General features: G+C 70.7%; 13 protein-coding genes. 3 read left to right on the top strand and 10 right to left on the bottom strand.

Features of this window, described 5'->3' with window-relative positions:
- Window positions 1-362: 362 nt before the first annotated feature.
- Window positions 363-1,001: an endonuclease domain-containing protein gene (locus tag NE358_RS05275; RefSeq protein WP_289942127.1), complete on the top strand. Its 639-nt coding sequence runs from the start codon at window positions 363-365 to the stop codon at window positions 999-1,001.
- A gap of 366 nt (window positions 1,002-1,367) precedes the next feature.
- On the opposite strand, the gene NE358_RS05270 is transcribed toward NE358_RS05275, so the two are convergent.
- From NE358_RS05270 to NE358_RS05260, 3 genes are all read right to left on the bottom strand, one after another.
- Window positions 1,368-2,396 (bottom strand): 6-phosphofructokinase, encoded by a 1,029-nt coding sequence (locus NE358_RS05270; RefSeq protein ID WP_103210346.1) that lies wholly within the window; start codon window positions 2,394-2,396, stop codon window positions 1,368-1,370.
- Window positions 2,397-2,701: 305 nt separating this feature from the next.
- Window positions 2,702-4,861, bottom strand: coding sequence for a DEAD/DEAH box helicase (locus NE358_RS05265; protein WP_103210344.1), 2,160 nt, complete (start codon window positions 4,859-4,861; stop codon window positions 2,702-2,704).
- A 270-nt stretch (window positions 4,862-5,131) separates the two neighbouring features.
- On the bottom strand, window positions 5,132-7,525 hold the full coding sequence (locus NE358_RS05260) for a heavy metal translocating P-type ATPase (RefSeq protein WP_289942121.1): 2,394 nt from the start codon (window positions 7,523-7,525) through the stop codon (window positions 5,132-5,134).
- A 129-nt stretch (window positions 7,526-7,654) separates the two neighbouring features.
- Here NE358_RS05260 and NE358_RS05255 point away from each other — a divergent pair, with 129 nt between their 5' ends.
- Window positions 7,655-9,022 carry an MFS transporter gene (locus NE358_RS05255; protein WP_289942119.1) on the top strand — a complete coding sequence of 456 codons (1,368 nt, stop codon included), beginning with the start codon at window positions 7,655-7,657 and terminating at the stop codon, window positions 9,020-9,022.
- A gap of 114 nt (window positions 9,023-9,136) precedes the next feature.
- On the opposite strand, the gene NE358_RS05250 is transcribed toward NE358_RS05255, so the two are convergent.
- From NE358_RS05250 to NE358_RS05230, 5 genes are read right to left on the bottom strand one after another with little or no spacing between them, the layout of a single operon-like run.
- Window positions 9,137-10,111: a bifunctional riboflavin kinase/FAD synthetase gene (locus tag NE358_RS05250; protein WP_499318354.1), complete on the bottom strand. Its 975-nt coding sequence runs from the start codon at window positions 10,109-10,111 to the stop codon at window positions 9,137-9,139.
- Window positions 10,078-10,497: a hypothetical protein gene (locus NE358_RS05245; RefSeq protein WP_103210338.1), complete on the bottom strand. Its 420-nt coding sequence runs from the start codon at window positions 10,495-10,497 to the stop codon at window positions 10,078-10,080. Before NE358_RS05245 ends, NE358_RS05250 begins: the two co-directional genes overlap by 34 nt.
- 50 nt (window positions 10,498-10,547) lie before the next feature.
- On the bottom strand, window positions 10,548-10,916 hold the full coding sequence (locus tag NE358_RS05240) for a hypothetical protein (protein WP_103210336.1): 369 nt from the start codon (window positions 10,914-10,916) through the stop codon (window positions 10,548-10,550).
- Entirely contained in the window at window positions 10,913-11,806 is an 894-nt protein-coding gene (truB, locus tag NE358_RS05235) for a tRNA pseudouridine(55) synthase TruB (protein ID WP_289942115.1), read from the bottom strand. Before truB ends, NE358_RS05240 begins: the two co-directional genes overlap by 4 nt.
- On the bottom strand, window positions 11,806-12,309 hold the full coding sequence (locus NE358_RS05230; RefSeq protein WP_103210332.1) for a nucleoside/nucleotide kinase family protein: 504 nt from the start codon (window positions 12,307-12,309) through the stop codon (window positions 11,806-11,808). Before NE358_RS05230 ends, truB begins: the two co-directional genes overlap by 1 nt.
- Before the next feature lie 186 nt (window positions 12,310-12,495).
- On the opposite strand from NE358_RS05230, the gene NE358_RS05225 reads away from it, so the two are divergent.
- Window positions 12,496-13,374: an iron-sulfur binding domain-containing protein gene (locus NE358_RS05225; RefSeq protein WP_116238412.1), complete on the top strand. Its 879-nt coding sequence runs from the start codon at window positions 12,496-12,498 to the stop codon at window positions 13,372-13,374.
- Between the two features lie 178 nt (window positions 13,375-13,552).
- Here the strand turns inward: NE358_RS05225 and rbfA are convergent, their stop codons facing one another.
- Together rbfA and infB are read right to left on the bottom strand one after the other, a co-directional pair.
- Window positions 13,553-14,029 carry a 30S ribosome-binding factor RbfA gene (rbfA, locus tag NE358_RS05220; protein ID WP_103210850.1) on the bottom strand — a complete coding sequence of 159 codons (477 nt, stop codon included), beginning with the start codon at window positions 14,027-14,029 and terminating at the stop codon, window positions 13,553-13,555.
- Window positions 14,030-14,229: 200 nt separating this feature from the next.
- The gene (gene infB / locus NE358_RS05215) at window positions 14,230-17,040 is read right to left on the bottom strand and encodes a translation initiation factor IF-2 (RefSeq protein ID WP_180993483.1); all 2,811 of its coding nucleotides are present in this window, start codon (window positions 17,038-17,040) and stop codon (window positions 14,230-14,232) included.
- Window positions 17,041-17,119 lie beyond the last annotated feature (79 nt).

Below are 17,119 nucleotides of genomic sequence, written 5' to 3'. Positions count from 1 at the left end.
GAATCGGTCGGTTTCGTCCTGTTCTCGTCGTATCTCCTGTTTTCGTGACGATCACGCTACTCCGACACTCGTCCCCAGGCCGCGGATCTTCCGAACCGTCCCCACTTCGCGAAAGCACAGGACGACAGGTGTCTCCGGGCCGCGAGTCTGAAGCGATGAAACCCAGCCTGGTTGCATGGTTGACGACACGCGGCGGCGTCGCACACACGTCCTCGGCTGCGGCTGCCGGCTTCGGCCCGCGGGCTGTCGCGACGGCCGCGGCGACGTCGGAGGTCGAACGCATCCGGCGTTCGTGGATCGTCACGCCCGACTGTCCCGCGAGCCGGAGAAGAGCGGCATCCGTCGGCGGTCGGTCAACGTGCGTGAGCGCGGCCCACGACATGGGCCTCTGGGCACCGTCGAGCGAAGACGTGCACGTGTGGGTACCCGCCACCGCGTCGCGCCTCGACGACGCAGGTATGCGACTGCATCGCGCCACTCCACCCGTACCCGTGATCCGCACCGATCCCCTCGAACCGATCATCAATGTGCTGTTCCATGTCGCCCGCTGCCTTCCTCCCGCCGACGGTCTCGCCGTGTGGGAATCCGCCCTTCGGTCGAAGAAGGTGGATGCCGACACGCTGGCGGCAGTGGGATGGCGCTCGACCCGTGCGTCGAGGTTCGCGCACGTCGCCACGTCCCTCTCCGACTCGGGCCTCGAGACGCACTTCCGCGAGTTGATGCTCACGATCGGCGTCCGTCTGCGGCAGCAGGTGCGGGTCGACGGGCACCCGGTCGACGCCGTGATCGGCGAGCGCCTGGTGGTCCAGATGGATGGGTTCGCGTTTCACAGCTCACCGGCGGACCGGCGCCGCGACCTCCACCAGGACGCCCGGCTGGTGCTGCGCGGGTACACGGTCCTCCGCTTCGACTACGTGCAGATCCTCTTCGAGCCCCAGTACGTGATCGATACGGTGCGCCTCGCCATGGCCCAGGGACGCCACCTCCGCGCGTCCCGCTGAGCTGCGCCGCCACGTCAGCTGCCCTGTGTCACGGGAACAGGGGATGTCACGAGAACAGGAGGAAACCACCCCGATCGCCCTGTTCTGGGCGCACCGGCCTGTTCTCGTGACGGCCGGGGGCGTCACGACGGCGCGCCCACCGGCCGATACCGCGGCCCTCCCCCGTCACCAGAACAGGAGATGTCACGAGAACAGGAGGAAACCGCTCCGATCGCCCTGTTCTGGACGCGCCGCCCTGTTCTCGTAACGACTCGGCAGCCCCGCCGGCCCCACCACACAGCACCCCCACCGCACAGCGCAACGGCCCCACCGAACAGCGCAACGCCCCGCCCCGCACGCGGCGGGACGGGGCGTCGAGGCGAAGGGTCAGCCGAAGAGGGCCGCGGCCTCCTCGTAGCGGTACAGCGGCACGCTGTTGAGCTCGCCGAGGGCGTCGGCGAAGGGGACGCGCACGATGTCGGTGCCGCGCATGGCGACCATCTGACCCCACGCACCTTCGTGCAGTGCGTCGGCGGCGTGCAGACCCAGGCGCGTCGCGAGCACGCGGTCGAAGCCCGAGGGCGAACCTCCGCGCTGGATGTGACCGAGCACGGTGGAGCGGGTTTCGATGCCGGTGAGGCGCTCGATCTCCGGAGCCAGCAGCTCGCCGATGCCGCCGAGGCGGGGGCGGTTGAAGGCGTCGAGGCCCTTGTCGCTGAAGGCCTCGTCCATGCCCTTGAGCTTGAAGCCCTCCGAGACGACGACCAGGGGTGCGCGACCGCGGTCGTGCGCGCGGGTGACCTGCTCGACGATCTCGTCGATCGACATCGGCACCTCGGGGATGCAGATCACGTGGGCTCCCGCGGCGATGCCCGCGTGCAGGGCGATCCAGCCGACGTGACGACCCATGACCTCGGCCACCATGCAGCGCTGGTGCGAGTCACCGGTGGTGCGCAAGCGGTCCATGGCATCCGTCGCGATGTTGACGGCCGTGTCGAAACCGAAAGAGTAATCGGTGGCGCGAAGGTCGTTGTCGATGGTCTTGGGGACGCCGAGGACGTTGATGCCGTCCTTCGACAGACGGTCGGCCGCGGCCAGCGTGCCTTCGCCACCGATGGCCAGGATGCCGTCGAGCCGGTGCCCGTACATCGTCTTGGAGATGTTCTCGGCGCCGCCGCGTGCACCCTCGTAGGGGTTGGTGCGGCTCGTGCCGAGGATGGTGCCGCCGACCTTGGACAGGCCCTTCACCTCGTGACGCGTCAGCGGGAAGAAGTCGCCGTCGACCACTCCGCGCCAGCCGTCTCGGATGCCGACGAATTCGATGTCGTAGTTCGTCGTGCCCTTGAGCACGACGCCACGGATGACCGCGTTCAGCCCGGGGCAGTCGCCGCCGCTGGTCAGGATGCCGATCTTCATGGGCAGAGTCCTCTGGTGCTGTGATTCGGGTGAAGGGGGCGGCGCCGTTGCCGTCTTCGACCCTATCGCCGCGGGCGGGACCGCTGCCACACGATGACGGACGGGCGGGCGGATGCCGAGACCCGGGCGCTCGAACTGCGCCCCGCGCCGTGCGTCGAAGGCGTCAGACGCCGGGCCCCAGCCCGCTCCCGCGACGCGACGCGACGCAACCCGACCCGCCGCGACGCGAACACGAGACCGGCACCCCCTCCGCACGTACGAACGCCCCGACGCCGAAGCGGCCGGGGCGTTCGCGAAGGACCGGGTCAGGCCGCGCCGAGCGCCTGACGCAGCAGGTGCATGAGCGCCGACAGCTGCACCGAATCGCTCGAGCCGGGCTCGATCGCCTGGCCGTCGAGGGCGCGGGCCGCGAGCCCCTCCTTCGAGTCGATGAGCTCGGCGATCTTGGTGTCGATCGTGTGCGCGGCGATGATGCGCCACGCGGTCACGGGCTCCTCCTGGCCGATGCGGTGCACGCGGTCGATCGCCTGCGTCTGCTCGGCCGCGGTCCACGACAGCTCGGCGAGCACGACGTTGGAGGCGGCCTGCATGTTCAGTCCGACGCCGGCGGCCGTGAGCGAGCACACCGCGATGCCCACGTCGGGATCGCTGTTGAACGCGTCGATCGCAGCCTGGCGCGCGGTCGAGGTCTGCTCGCCGCGCACCGACACGGCCTTGAGGCCGGAGGCTTTGAAGTGGGCCTCCGCGGCATCCATCACGTCGATGTGCTTGGCGAAGAACACGACCTTGCCGACCGAGCGCTGCAACTGCACGGCGTAGTCGGCGGCGAGGTGCGCCTTGGCCTGGCCGATGCGGCGGACCATTGTGAAGACGTTCTCGCTGCCCGAGCCCGCGGCCTTGGATTCCTCGAGCTCACCGTGGGCGACGAGACGCACGATGTCGTCGTCGATCTCACCGGCGGCGAGGCCCCGGTCGCCGCGCGCCTCGACAATGCGGCGGTACTTCGCGGCCAGCCGGGCACCGAGCTCGCGCTCGGCCTGACGGATCGACCGGCCGTATTCGTCGTCGAGTTCGACCGGGAGGTCTGCCACGAGCTTGTCGGGGAGGTCGGCGGCGACGTCTTTCTTCTTGCGCCGCACGATGCCCATCGAGATCACGGCCTCGCGCGCCTCGGGGTAGAACGCCTTGTCCGCGGGCGTGAGGCCCGTGGCATCCAGCTTCTCCATCAGCTCGGGACCGGGCTTCTCGCCGTTGGTCCAGCCAAGGAAACGCCAGATCGCGTCGAAATCCTCGACGTCGTTGATCAGCGGGGTACCGGTCAGCGCGAGAAGGAGCGGGTCGCGGGTCTGCTGACGGACACGGGATGCCAGGGCCAGCACGTTCTGCGAGCGCTGCGACGTGAGGTTCTTGATGAAGTGCGCCTCGTCGACGACGATGCCCTTGAGCCCGATCGACGACAGCCACGACAGATGCCGGTCGAGGATCTCGTAGTTGACGATGAAGATGTCGGCGAAGGCGTCGATGTCGGCACCGCCGCCCGAGATGACGGTGGCGCGTCGCTGCGGCGTCCACCGCTGCACCTCGCGGGCCCAGTTCATCTTCACGACGTTGGGAACGACGACCAGCAGCGGGTATGCGTCGGCCACGGATGCGGCGAGCACCGACTCCGCGGTCTTGCCGAGGCCCGGCTCGTCGGCGAGAAGGAACGAGCGGTGCCCGGTGCGGACGGCCTCGAGGAACCGCGACTGGTGCGGCATGACCTCGAGCCCGCGCGGCGAGAGCCGGTCGAACTCGGGGACGGGCGGCAGCTCCATGCTCGCGGCCGAGCCGCCGGCGCCGGTCTCGAACGCCTTGTACAGCGGTCCCATGAGCTCCCAGCCGTCGAGGCGACGACGCGGAGCGTCCCCCGTCGAGCGGGGCGTGAGGTCGGGGGCGAGGAAGGGGTTCGCCATCTGGCGCGCCTCGATCGAGGCGGGGATGACCTGCTTCTCGGCGAGCGCCGCGGGAACGACCGGGGCGGCCTTCGGCGTGTTGTCGGTGATGATGAGCTCGTCGGGCGGCAGCTCGGCACCGGACTCGAGCAGCCAGTCGCGGCGCATACGCCGGGCGACCGGCGACGTGGCCTGATCGACCTCGAGCAGCTGGATCAGCGACGTGTCGCGCGCGGCGGTCTTCGCGAGGATCGTGGCCACCCCGTCGAGTCGCTTGAGCAACTCGGCGCGCGCGGCGTCGGTGATCTCGGTATCGGCCTTGACCCGGGCGCGCTCCTCGCGCACGAGGAAGGCGATCACCTGGAACTTGACGCGGTTGGTGGGCCCGAGCTTTCCGCGCTGCGCCTTGGCCTCGATCTCGCGCACCTTGCGGGCGAGGATCGGGATGACGGGTGCTTCGTCGTCGCGTCGGGATGACGTGGTCTTCCTGCGTCGTTGGCTCGAGCCTCGGGACGCGGTTGCCGTAGTCGGCATGCTCCTCCTGAGCGTGTCGTCCGGATGACAATCCGGAGCGTCCGGCGAATGCCGGTGGATCAGTGACCCCGGGAGTTCGTCGCTCGAACCGCCGCCGAAGAAGCGGTGTCGGCGACCCGCAACGCGTCTACGCCGGAACGGCTCGCGAGGACAGCGGAAGTCGGGGTCGCCACCATTCTAGCGGTCGCAAGCCGCTTTCTGCGTGAGGTGCCGGAATTTCTCGCCGCGCAAGGCCGCGAGGCGGTAGTCCGCGGCACCTCGCGCGCACGATCACACCGCGCGTCGCAGCCTCAGGCTGTTCAGCACGACGAACACGCTCGAGAAGGCCATCGCGGCCCCGGCCAGCATCGGGTTCAACAAGCCCAGCGCGGCCAGCGGCAGCGCGGCGACGTTGTACGCGAACGCCCAGAAGAGGTTGCCGCGAATGACCCGCATCGTCCGTCGGCTGAGGGCGAGGGCGGTGACGATACCCCGCGGGTCGTCGCGCATGAGGGCCACGTCGCTCGCGTGCAGCGCGGCATCCGTCCCTCCGCCCATCGCGATCCCCAGATCAGCGGATGCCAGAGCCGCGGCGTCGTTGACCCCATCGCCCACCATCGCGACGGTGCGCCCCTCCGCGCGGAGCGCCGTGATCGCGTCGACCTTCCCCTCGGGCAGCACTCCCGCGCGTACGCGTTCGATGCCCAGTGCATCGGCGACGGCGCGGGCGACATGCTCGTTGTCGCCGGTGAGGAGCACGGGCTCCAGGCCCATCTGGGTCAGCTGCGCGACCGCCGCGGCACTCTCGGGGCGGATCGTGTCGGCCACCTCGATGACGACCCGGGCGGTGGGGACGCCGTCGGGGTCGTCCCACCCGGCCACGACGACGGTGCCGCGCTGCTCCCCCGCCTCCACGGCGTCGCCGAGCGCCGCGGGCAGCCGCGCGCCGAGGTCCGCGGCGAGCGCCGGACGCCCCGCGAAGATCCGCACGCCATCCACGGTTCCCGTGACGCCCCGGCCGGGCAGGGCCTCGAGGTCCGTCGCGACCGCCCCCTCCCCCGCGGCGGCGACGATCGCGTGGGCGATGGGGTGCTCCGCCCCGCGCTCGACGGCGGCGACGCGGTGCAACGCGTCAGCGGCATCCTGACCATCGACGGTCGTGACGTGCGCCACGCTCATCCGGCCCGAGGTGAGGGTGCCGGTCTTGTCGAGCACGATCGTGTCGATGCGCTCGGCCGACTCCAGGGCCGCGGGTCCGGTGACGAGGATGCCGAGCTGCGCCCCGCGGCCGGTGCCGACGAGGATCGCGATGGGGGTGGCCAGTCCGAGAGCGCAGGGGCACGCGATGATGAGCACCGCGACGGCCGCGGTGAAGCCGGCGGCCACGGGTTGGCCGGCGAGGAGCCACGCACCGAGGGTCAGCGCGGCGAGGACGATGACCACGGGCACGAAGACGCCCGAGATGCGGTCGGCGAGACGCTGCACGCGGCTCTTGCCGAGCTGGGCGTCTTCGACGAGGCGGGCGATGCGCGCCAGACGGGTCTGCTCTCCCACCCCGGTCGCGCGGACGACGAGTCGGCCCCCCGAGGCGATCGTGCCGCCGGTGACGGTGGACCCCGGCCCGACATCGACGGGAAGCGCTTCGCCCGTCAGCATGCTCTCGTCGATGAAGGCGCGCCCCTCGATCACCTCACCGTCGGTGGCGACCGTGGCTCCCGGACGCACGACGAAGGCATCCCCGACCGCCAGCCGGTCGATGTCGATGCGACGACCGTCGGCGAGCTCGGCGTCGCGCGCGCCCAGGTCGAGGAGGGCCCGCAGCGCAGCCCCGGCTCGGCGCGTGGAGCGCTGCTCGATCACCCGTCCGAGAAGCAGGAACACCGTCACCGCGGCCGCGACCTCGAAATAGACCACCGACGTCGCGTCGTGCACCGGGCCGAAGAGAACGACCTCGTGCCGGATTCCGATCCGCCCGGCCGTTCCGAACACGAGAGCCCACACGCTCCACAGGTAGGCGGCGAACGTGCCCAGGGTGATGAGCGTGTCCATGGTCGCGGCGCCGTGGCGGGCATTGCGCAGCGTGGCGCGGTGGAACGGCCAGCCACCCCACAGCACGATCGGGGTCGCGAGCACGAGCGACACCCACTGCCAGCCCGGGAACTGCACGGCCGGGATCATGCCGAGAGCGACGACAGGTATGGCGAGTGCGAGCGACACCCACAGCCGCACGCGGAGCGGAGTGGACTCGGGGGCGTCGCCGGTGTCGTGGACGTGGCCGCCGTGGTCCGCGGCCCCGTCGAGGGCGCGGCCGGTCGTGGCGTCGACGTCGCCGCCGGGCGCGGGAACAGCGACGGGCCGGGGGGTCGGAGTGTCGGCATCCGGTCGCTCGTTCGTCGGGAGCGGGAGGGATGCCGCGACCTCCGCCGTCGAGTTGCGAGACGAGGACCGCGGGCGCACGGTGGCGTCGTAGCCGGCGGCGCGCACGGCCGCGACGAGAGCCGAGGGGTCGAGGTCGGCCGGGTACCGGACCCGCGCGGTCTCGGTCGCGAGGTTGACCGCGGCCTCGACGCCGTCGACGCGGCCGAGCCGCTTCTCGACCCGAGCGACGCAGCTGGCGCAGGTCATGCCCTCGATGTCGAGCACGGCTTCCGCGGTCGACGTCGGGGATTCGGTGTTGTCGCGCATGGCTTCTCCTCCGGTCACTCCGTCCAGAACAGGATACCCCCTGGGGGTATTCCTCGGACGCGTCCCCGACACCATCGGAGACGCTGTCCACCCCGCGCGCACGATCACCGGGAACCGTACGCTGGGGCCATGGCCGAGACGATGACACGCGAGCAGCGGGTCGTCCTGTCGATCGCCGTCCTGGCCTCGTTCGTGTCGTTCCTCGACGGGACAGTGGTCAACGTCGCGCTCCCCGCCATCGCGGGCGAGCTGGGCGGCGGACTCTCGACGCAGCAATGGGTCGTCGACGCCTACCTGGTGACGCTCGGCGCGTTCATCCTGGTCGCGGGATCACTGAGCGACGTCCTCGGGCGCATCGTGGTGCTGCGAATCGGTCTCATCGGTTTCGGAGTCACCTCGCTGGCGATCGCCGCCGCCCCCACCGCCGAGTTCCTCATCGTCGCCCGCGCACTGCAGGGCATCGCCGGCGCCCTCCTCGTCCCGAGCTCTCTGGCCCTCATCACCTCCACATTCCGCGGGCCCGCCCAGGCCCGCGCGATCGGAATCTGGACCGGTGCGACGACCGTCGCCATGATCGCCGGTCCCCTCATCGGCGGCATCTTCGTCGACACGCTGTCGTGGCGCCTGGTGTTCCTGGTGAACGTGCTGCCCATCGCGGTGACCATGTGGTTGCTCGCCCGTCTCGGTCACCGCGATCACCGCCGGCCCGGCGCCCGCGTCGACATCCTCGGCGCGGTCCTGTGCGCCCTGGGCCTCGGCGGCATCGTCTTCGCCCTCATCGAGCAACCCAACCTCGGCTGGGCGTCTCCCGTCATCTGGCTCCCCGGGGTCATCGGCATCCTGTCGTTCGCGGGTTTCCTCCTGCGTCAGCGCACGGCCCGCGACCCGATGATGCCGCTCGACCTCTTCCGCTCGCGCAACTTCTGGGCGGGCAACCTCGCGACCGTCTTCGTGTACGCCGCACTGTCGCTCAACGGGTTCGTGGTGAGCGTGTACCTGCAGCAGGGCGCGGGGCTGCCCGCCACCCTCGCCGGGCTCGCGTCGCTGCCGAGCACCGTGTTGATGATCCTGCTCAGCTCGCGGATGGGCGCCCTCGCGGGGCGCTTCGGCCCGCGCCTGTTCATGACGCTCGGACCGATCGTGATGGCGGCCGGGGCGCTGCTGCTGCTGAACGTCAGCGGCGACTTCGACTACTGGACGCAGGTCCTGCCCGGCGTCGTCGTGTGGGGCCTGGGGCTCACCGCCACCGTCTCACCGCTCACCGCGGCCGTGCTCGGGGCCATCGACACCGAGCGTTCCGGCATCGCCTCGGCCGTCAACAACGCCGTCTCGCGCGTCGCGGGGCTCCTGGCGATCGCCGCCGTCTCGGCGGTCGTGGGCGGCTCCCTCGACCTCGGCGGCTTCCACCGCGCCGCCGTCTTCACGGCCGCGCTGATGCTGCTCGGGGCCGCGGCGTCGTTCCTCGGCATCCGGAATCACCTGTCGCGGCAGGACTGAACGGCGACCGAGAACGCCGGTACCACCTGTCGCGGCGGACGCACCGGCGAGCAGGGACGCGCACCCTACGAGGGGCCACGCACCTCCCCGGAGCGATGCCCCGAGACCTCGCACTCAGCGCAGGATCGCCCGCGCCCGCTCCACGTCGTCCGCCATCTGCACCAGCAGCGCGTCGATGCCGTCGAAGGCCGTCATCTCGCGCACTCGTTCGACGAAGCGCACCTCGACGTGATGGCCGTACAGGTCGAGACCGGTCTCGTCGATCACGTAGGCCTCGACCTGGCGCGCGTGCACATCGTCGAACGTCGGGTTGGTGCCGACGCTGATCGCGGCCGGGTAGCTGATGCGCCGTGCGCCGTCGACGTCGACGAGCCAACCGGCGTAGACACCGTCCGCGGGGATGAAGCCCTCGAGGTCGGGCGACAGGTTCGCGGTCGGGTAGCCGAGCTCCCGGCCTCGCTTGAGTCCGTGCACGACCTCGCCCCACACCGAGGGAGCCCGCCCGAGCAGGCGCGCGGCCGTGGCGACGTCGCCCGCCGACAACGCCTCACGGATCCAGGTGGATGACACCCGGCGGTCCGCGTGGACGGCGCGCACGTCGTCCACCACATCGACGCGGAACCCGTGTTCCGCCCCCATGCGCGTCAGCAGGTCGGGGTCGCCCTCTCCCCCGGCGCCGAAGCGGAAGTCACGTCCCACGAGCACTGTGCGCGCCTGCAGCGCCTGCACGAGCACCCGCAGCACGAAGTCCTCGGCGGGGATCGCGGCCAGCTCTTCGTCGAAGGTGAGCAGCAGCGTGGCATCCACCCCGGCGCGCTCGAGCAGGTCGAGCTTCTGGTGCGGCCCGATGACGTCGGGAGGGCACTTCTCGGGGCGCAGCACGCTCAGCGGGTTGCGGTCGAAGGTCACCGCGACAACCCGCGCCCCGTCGGAGGCGTCGATGCGCGCGCGATCGATCACGGCACGGTGCCCGGTGTGCACGCCGTCGAACTTGCCGATCGCCACCACCGAGGGACCGAAGTGCGCCGGCACCTCCGCGGGGTCGCGGAAGACGATCACCGGGTCGCCCGGCGGTGACGTGTGAGCCACCAGAGTCCGAGGAAGGGCAGCACGAGGGGGATGAACAGATACCCGTAGCCGTAGACCGACCACACCGTCGGGTGTTGGAACAGCTCGGGCAGCACCAGGCTCAGGGTTCCCACGACGAGAACGCCGACCAACTCGAAACCGATCGCGACCCACGCGATCCGGTACCAGGCCGGTCGCGCCGAGAAGACGAGCGCAAGGGTCGCGAGAATGTAGACGACCGCCGCGAGAGCCGACAGCGAGTATGCGAGGGGGGCGTCGGCGAACTCGCGCACGATCTGCACGAACGAACGGCCCGTGGCGGCGAGCGCCATTATGCCGTAGACGACGACGAGGACACGGCCGATGCCGGTCATCCCCCGGGAGCGGGTGGGAGTGGTGGATGCCATGACCTGTCGATTCTAGTTCGCTCGCGGCTTCGGCGAGCGGGGCTCCGGCGTCAGGCGATCTGCACGGTCCAGATCTGGTGCATGCGCCACACCATCACGGCCACGGCGAGGGCCGCGACCCCCATGACGACGGTGCTCCAGCGACTGCGCTCCAGAAGGGCCCACGCGGCTCCCGCCACGGGCACGAGCGCGGCCGAGACGAGGTACGTCCAGAACTCCAGCAGGCTCCCGGTGGGCGGGTTGCCGGCCAACGGCGCGATGATCGCCACGACGATCTGCACGAGGAGCAGCAGCTCGATGAGGGCGAGAGAGCCGACCGTGACGTCTCCGGGACGCCGGCCGATGAGACCGGCTGTGACCGCGACGAGACCCGCGATCACGGCGATCCCCACCTGTGCGAGCGTGAACCACAGGATCATCGGGCGACCTCCTCGGGCATGTTCATGACGCTCTTGAGCTGCGTTCCGCGCTTCTCGACGACGCCGATCAGGCGTCCCTCGGGGTCGATCGCGGCAGCGACCGCACCGGTCAGGCGGCCTCCCCCGTCGATGCGCTTGCCGTGCCGCAGATCTCGCGCCTCTTCCTCACCCACGGCGAGGACGCTCATCACGACGGCCGCCGCGGTCGCGGGCGCGACGAGGGCGTCTTCGGCGATGTCGTCGACGGATGCCGCGGCGGCGACGTCGAACGCCCCGATGCGGGTACGACGCAGAGCCGTGAGGTGCCCTCCGATGCCGACCGCGCGACCGAGGTCGCGGGCGAGAGCGCGGATGTACGTGCCGCTCGTGCAGTCCACGACCACGTCGAGCTCGATCGCATCGTCGCCGCGACGCATCTCGCGCACGTGGAATCGCGACACCGTGACGCTCCGCGCTCTCAGCTCGACCTCTTCGCCGGCGCGCGCGAGGTCGTAGGCGCGACGGCCCGCGACCTTGATGGCCGAGACGGTGCTGGGCACCTGCTGGATGTCGCCGGTGAGGGCGGAGATGCCCGCCGCGATGGCGTCATCGGTCACCGCCGCGACGTCGGCGGCATCCGCCCGCGCCGATTCGACTCCGTCGGCGTCGTCGCTGTCGGTGGCGACGCCGAGCAGAATGGTGGCCTCGTAGGTCTTGTCGGCGCCGACGATGTAGGTCAGCAACCGCGTCGCCCCCTCGACGCCGAGCACGAGCAGGCCCGTGGCCATCGGGTCGAGCGTGCCGGCGTGGCCGATCTTGCGGGTTCCGAGCGCGCGCCGGGCGCGCGAGACGACGTCATGGCTGGTGATGCCTCCGGGCTTGTCGACCAGGAGGATTCCGGGACGCACCATCAGCAGAAGTCTCCGAATACCTGCACGGGGTGCGAGGGGTCGGAGTTCTCGACGATGACGGACGCTTCGGCCTTGGGGCGCACCGTGCGGAGGTACTGCTTCTCGGTATCGGGGAGCTCGGGGCGCGGGGTGCCGATGGGCGGGTTGCTCTCGAGCCAGATCGAGAAGTTCCACAGGCCGCGCACTTCGGGGCGGTGCAGGAAGCGGCCCGATACGACGAGCACCGCGTCGCTCGGAGCGACGTACCCGGGACCGAACGCCTCGCCCGCCCGGAACGGCGTGATCAACCACTCGCGCACCTCGGGCGCACCGTCGGCGACGGAGACATGGAACACCGCCGTGCCCTCGTCGGCGATCGCCTTCTCGAACTCGCCCGCGAAGTCCATCGCCGCGCCGAGGTCGAGAGCATCGACCGCCACGACGACGCGCCCCGCGCGGGCGTTCTGCCGCATCAGGTCGCGCAGGCTCCGCTGCAGGGTCTCGACGGGGTTCTCACTCGACATGCCTCCAGCCTAGGGTCGACCACCGACACCCGACCGCTCCCGCGGCCCCGTGCCAGCCCGGTCTCGGCGTCCCCCGTCACACATAAACGCGATCGACGCGCAGAAACGCGTGCAGCCCGTGTTCATGCGCGCGAACGGCGTTCGTGCGTGAAGTCCGGCCCCCGTTGACGACCGTAGGCTGGACGGATGCCAGGACTCGCCGCCCCGCTCATCGCGTGGTACCGCGACGCGGCCCGCGACCTCCCCTGGCGCCGCGAGGGATTCGGCGCCTGGGGCACGCTCGTGAGCGAGTTCATGCTGCAGCAGACGCCGGTGAACCGCGTCGTCCCCCACCTGGAAGCGTGGCTGACCCGTTGGCCGACGCCGGCCGACCTCGCCGCCTCTCCCCCGGGCGATGCCGTCACGCAGTGGGCGAACCTCGGCTATCCGCGGCGCGCGCTGTGGCTGCACCGCGCCGCCGTCGAGATCCGCGATCGTCACGACGGCGTCGTTCCCCGCGATGTCGATGCGCTTCTGGCCCTCACCGGAATCGGCGACTACACCGCGAGGGCCGTCGCCGTCTTCGCCTACGGCGATCGGCATCCGGTCGTCGACACGAACACCCGCCGCGTGCTCGCCCGTGCGGTCGAGGGTCGCGCGCAGCCCGGTCCGCCGAACCGCCGCGACCTCGAGGCGATGGAGGCCGAGCTCCCCGCCGACATCGCCGAGGCCGCGATCGTCAACGCCGCCGCGATGGAGCTCGGCGCGATCGTCTGCACCGCCCGAGCGCCGAAGTGCGAGGCATGCCCCCTCGCGGCGCAGTGCGCATGGCGGGCGGCCGGGTATCCGGCATCCGAGGACCGTCGGCGCAAACAGGCCACGTACGAGGGCAGCGATCGGCAGACCCGCGGGGCGGTGCTGAAGACCCTTCGCGAGGCCGCGCCCGCGGCGGTCCCGGCGTTCGCGATGATCCCCGAATGGCCGGATGCCGCGCAGCGCGACCGCGCGATCGACTCGCTCATCGCCGACGGCCTTGTCGAAGCGGTCGACGATCACCTGCGTCTGCCCGGCCACCCGGCATCCTGAATCCGAGTCCGCTTCGACACCCACCGTCCTGCGGACCCGACACCCGACTCGCCGCCCCGTTCCTGCCCCGGACCGGCGTGTCACTCTTCTCATCTGCAGGACGGCGGTCCGGATGCCGCAGCAAGACGAACGGCCGGACTCCGCCGATGAGGCGGGGTCCGGCCGTGTGGTGTCGAGGTCAGGCGCGCGGGGCGTCGTCCTCGTCGAGGTCGTCGTCTGCGGCGTCCTCATCGTCGTCCTCACGCGGTTTGACGTACGGATCGGCATCGCCGGCGTACGCGGCCGAGGCGGCGAGGCCCGCGACCGACTCGTCGCGCTCGCGCGCTTCGCGTAGCAGCGCCGAGATGTGATCGGCGTTCTCGGGGATCGCGTCGAGGATGAACTCGAGCGACGGGGTCAGGCGCGTGTTGAGGTTCTTGCCGACCTCGCTGCGCAGCATGCCGGTCGCCGACTTGAGCGCGGCGGCGGTGTCGGCGCGGTGCGCTTCGTCGCCCATGACGGTGTAGAAAACCGACGCGTGCTGGAGGTCACCCGTGACCCGCACGTCGGTGATGGTGACGAATCCGAGCCGCGGGTCGCGCAGCCCCTTCTCGAGGCGCTCGGCGAGCACCACGCGAATCCGGTCCGCCACTCGGGCCTGTCGTTCCCCTGCCACTGCCTTCTCCTTCTTCTCCATACCACCGCGCGTGGATCGCAGCGGCGGGCGTCCCGTCACGGAGCCGCCCCAGCGTAGGCCGGAGGGGGTGTGCATTCCTCCGAGCATCGGGGTAGGGGCCCCGCTCTGCTCGGGGGAATGCACACCCCCGCAGGCCGAAGCGGGAGCCGCGCCCATGACGCGACTCCCGCTCGATGTGATCAGCCTCGCGGCTTCTCGACCATTTCGGTGGTCTCGATCTCGTCACCGATCTGGATGTCGTTGAACTTGCCCAGACCGATACCGGCCTCGAAGTCCGTACGCACCTCGGTGACGTCGTCCTTGAAGCGACGCAGCGACTCGATGGCCAGGCCGTCGGCCAGCACGACGCCATCGCGGATGACACGTGCCTTGGCGTTTCGCGTGATCGTTCCCGATCGCACGATGACACCGGCGATGTTGCCGAACTTCGAGGAGCGGAACACCTCGCGGATCTCGGCGACACCCGACTGCACCTCTTCGAACTCCGGCTTGAGCAGGCCCTTGAGCGACTGCTCGACGTCGTCGATCGCGTTGTAGATGACCGAGTAGAACCGCACGTCGACACCCTCGCGGGCGGCGCGCTCACGGGCCTTCGTGTCGGGACGGACGTTGAAGCCGATCACGATCGCGTTGTCGATCGTGGCCAGGTTGATGTCCGACTCGGTGATCGCACCCACACCGCGGTGGATGATGCGCAGCTGGACGCTGTCGTCGACCTCGATCTTGAGCAGCGACTCTTCGAGCGCCTCGACGGCACCCGACACGTCACCCTTGATGATGAGGTTGAGCGACTCGACCTTGCCCTCTTCGAGAGCGCGGGTGAAGTCCTCGAGCGAGATGCGCTTGCGGGCCTTGGCCAGCTGGGCATTGCGCTCGGCCGCTTCGCGCTTCTCGGCGATCTGACGGGCGGTGCGGTCTTCTTCGGTGACGATGAAGACGTCGCCGGCGCGGGGCACGGAGTTGAGGCCCTGAACCGAGACGGGACGCGACGGGTAGGCCTCTTCGACCGCTTCGCCGTTCTCGTCCATCATCGCGCGGACGCGGCCGTACGCCGTTCCTGCGACGATCGCGTCGCCGACGCGGAGGGTTCCGGACTGGATGAGCACCGTGGCGACCGAACCGCGACCCTTGTCGAGCTTCGCCTCGATCGCGACACCGCGGGCCGCCTTGTTCGGGTTGGCCGTGAGGTCGAGACCGGCGTCGGCGGTGAGCAGGACCGCATCCAGGAGGGCCTGGATGTTGAGGTTCTGACGAGCCGAGACGTCGACGAACATGACGTCTCCGCCGTACTCCTCGGCGACCAGACCGTACTCGGTGAGCTGCTGGCGCACCTTGGCCGGGTTGGCGTCGGGCTTGTCGACCTTGTTGACCGCGACCACGATCGGCACGTTCGCCGCCTGGGCGTGGTTCAGCGCCTCGACCGTCTGGGGCATGATGCCGTCGTCGGCCGCGACCACGAGGATCGCGATGTCGGTCACCTGCGCACCACGGGCACGCATGGCGGTGAACGCCTCGTGACCCGGGGTGTCGATGAAGGTGATCGCGCGCTCGATGCCCTCGTGCTCGGTCCAGATCTGGTACGCACCGATGTGCTGCGTGATGCCGCCGGCCTCGCCCGCTACCACGTTGGTCTGGCGGATGGCGTCGAGCAGTCGCGTCTTACCGTGGTCGACGTGGCCCATGACGGTGACCACGGGAGGACGGATCTCGAGATCGTCCTCGCTCTCGGCCTCGAGTTCGGCGTCGAGGTCGAGACCGAAGCCCTCGAGGAGCTCCTTGTCTTCGTCCTCGGGCGAGACCATCTGGATCTTGTAGCCGAGCTCGGCTCCGAGCACCTCGAAGGTGGCCTCGTCGAGCGACTCGGTCGCGGTGGCCATCTCGCCCAGGTTGAACAGGATGGTCACGAGCGTGCCGGGCTGCACGGTGTAGCCGCGCAGGGCCTCGAGCTTGTCCGCGAAGTCGGCGATGGAGGCACCGCGACGCAGGCGGATGATCTCGCCGTTGCCCTTCGAGACGTTGACGCCGCCGACGACCGGCGCCGACCGCATCTCGAATTCCTGCCGCTTCGCCCGACGCGACTTACGCTGCTTGGACTTGCCGCCGCCCTTACCGAAGGCACCCGCGGTGCCGCCGCCGGGACCACGGCCACGGCCACCGCCGCCACCGGGACGACCGGCGAAACCACCGGCCGGAGCGCCGCCACCGGGGCGCTGGAAACCGCCACCGGCGCCGCCGGGACGACCGGGACCGCCGGGACGCTGCTGGAACGGAGCGCCGGGACGACCGCCACCGCCGGGACGACCGGCACCACCGGGGCGCGGGGCACCGGGACGCGGAGCGCCGGGGCGCGGAGCCTGCGGACGCGGGATGTTGCCGGGGGTCGGGCGCTGGCCCATGCCCTGCGCCGAGGCGAAGGGGTTGTTGCCCGGACGGGGGCCGGCGGGACGCTGACCCATGCCCTGCGAGGACGCGAAGGGGTTGTTGCCCGGACGGGCTCCACCCGGACGCGGGGGCGCGCTGGGGCCGGGCTTGGGGGCACCGGCACCGGGTGCCGCAGCACCGGGGGTCGGCGCGGTCGAGCCGGGGCTCGGCGGCGACGACGGAGTCGACGGCTTCGCCGCAGACGCGGCCGCGGGAGCCGGGGCGGATGCCACGGGCGCAGCCTCGGCCGGAGCCGCTGCGGGAGCAGCGGGGGCCGCGGGCTTCGCAGGTCCGGGCGTGGGACCCGACGGACGGTTGCCGGGGGTCGCGGCCGGACGAGCCGGGCCGGGACGGGCGGCGGGGCGCGCCGCGGAGGCGGCGGGCTTGGCATCCGAAGAGGAAGACGAGCCTTCGGAGGCCAGCGCAGCGCGGAGCTTACGGGCGACCGGGGGTTCGATGGTGGATGAGGGGCTCTTGACGAATTCGCCGAGCTCCTTCAGCTTCGCAAGCGCGACCTTGCTGTCGACGCCGAGCTCGGAAGCGATCTCGTGCACGCGTGGTTTTGCCACAATTCTCCTGTCTGAGGGCCTACCCCGGACAGGGCAGACCGTTAGTTGCGGACGGGTCTCATTTCGAGCCGTTCACTTC

This window comes from Sphingomonas sp. G5 (genome assembly GCF_052660795.1).
This window is presented reverse-complemented; position numbering and strand designations above follow the sequence as displayed.

Bases quoted from the DNA above. Each gene is read 5' to 3' on its own strand.
- NE358_RS05245 (WP_103210338.1), bottom strand. From the start codon at position 10,497: ATGGCATCCACCACTCCCACCCGCTCCCGGGGGATGACCGGCATCGGC.
- NE358_RS05265 (WP_103210344.1), bottom strand. From the start codon at position 4,861: ATGCCGACTACGGCAACCGCGTCCCGAGGCTCGAGCCAACGACGCAGG.
- NE358_RS05255 (WP_289942119.1), top strand. From the start codon at position 7,655: ATGGCCGAGACGATGACACGCGAGCAGCGGGTCGTCCTGTCGATCGCC.
- NE358_RS05270 (WP_103210346.1), bottom strand. From the start codon at position 2,396: ATGAAGATCGGCATCCTGACCAGCGGCGGCGACTGCCCCGGGCTGAAC.
- NE358_RS05260 (WP_289942121.1), bottom strand. From the start codon at position 7,525: ATGCGCGACAACACCGAATCCCCGACGTCGACCGCGGAAGCCGTGCTC.
- truB (WP_289942115.1), bottom strand. From the start codon at position 11,806: ATGGTGCGTCCCGGAATCCTCCTGGTCGACAAGCCCGGAGGCATCACC.
- NE358_RS05240 (WP_103210336.1), bottom strand. From the start codon at position 10,916: ATGATCCTGTGGTTCACGCTCGCACAGGTGGGGATCGCCGTGATCGCG.
- NE358_RS05230 (WP_103210332.1), bottom strand. From the start codon at position 12,309: ATGTCGAGTGAGAACCCCGTCGAGACCCTGCAGCGGAGCCTGCGCGAC.
- NE358_RS05225 (WP_116238412.1), top strand. From the start codon at position 12,496: ATGCCAGGACTCGCCGCCCCGCTCATCGCGTGGTACCGCGACGCGGCC.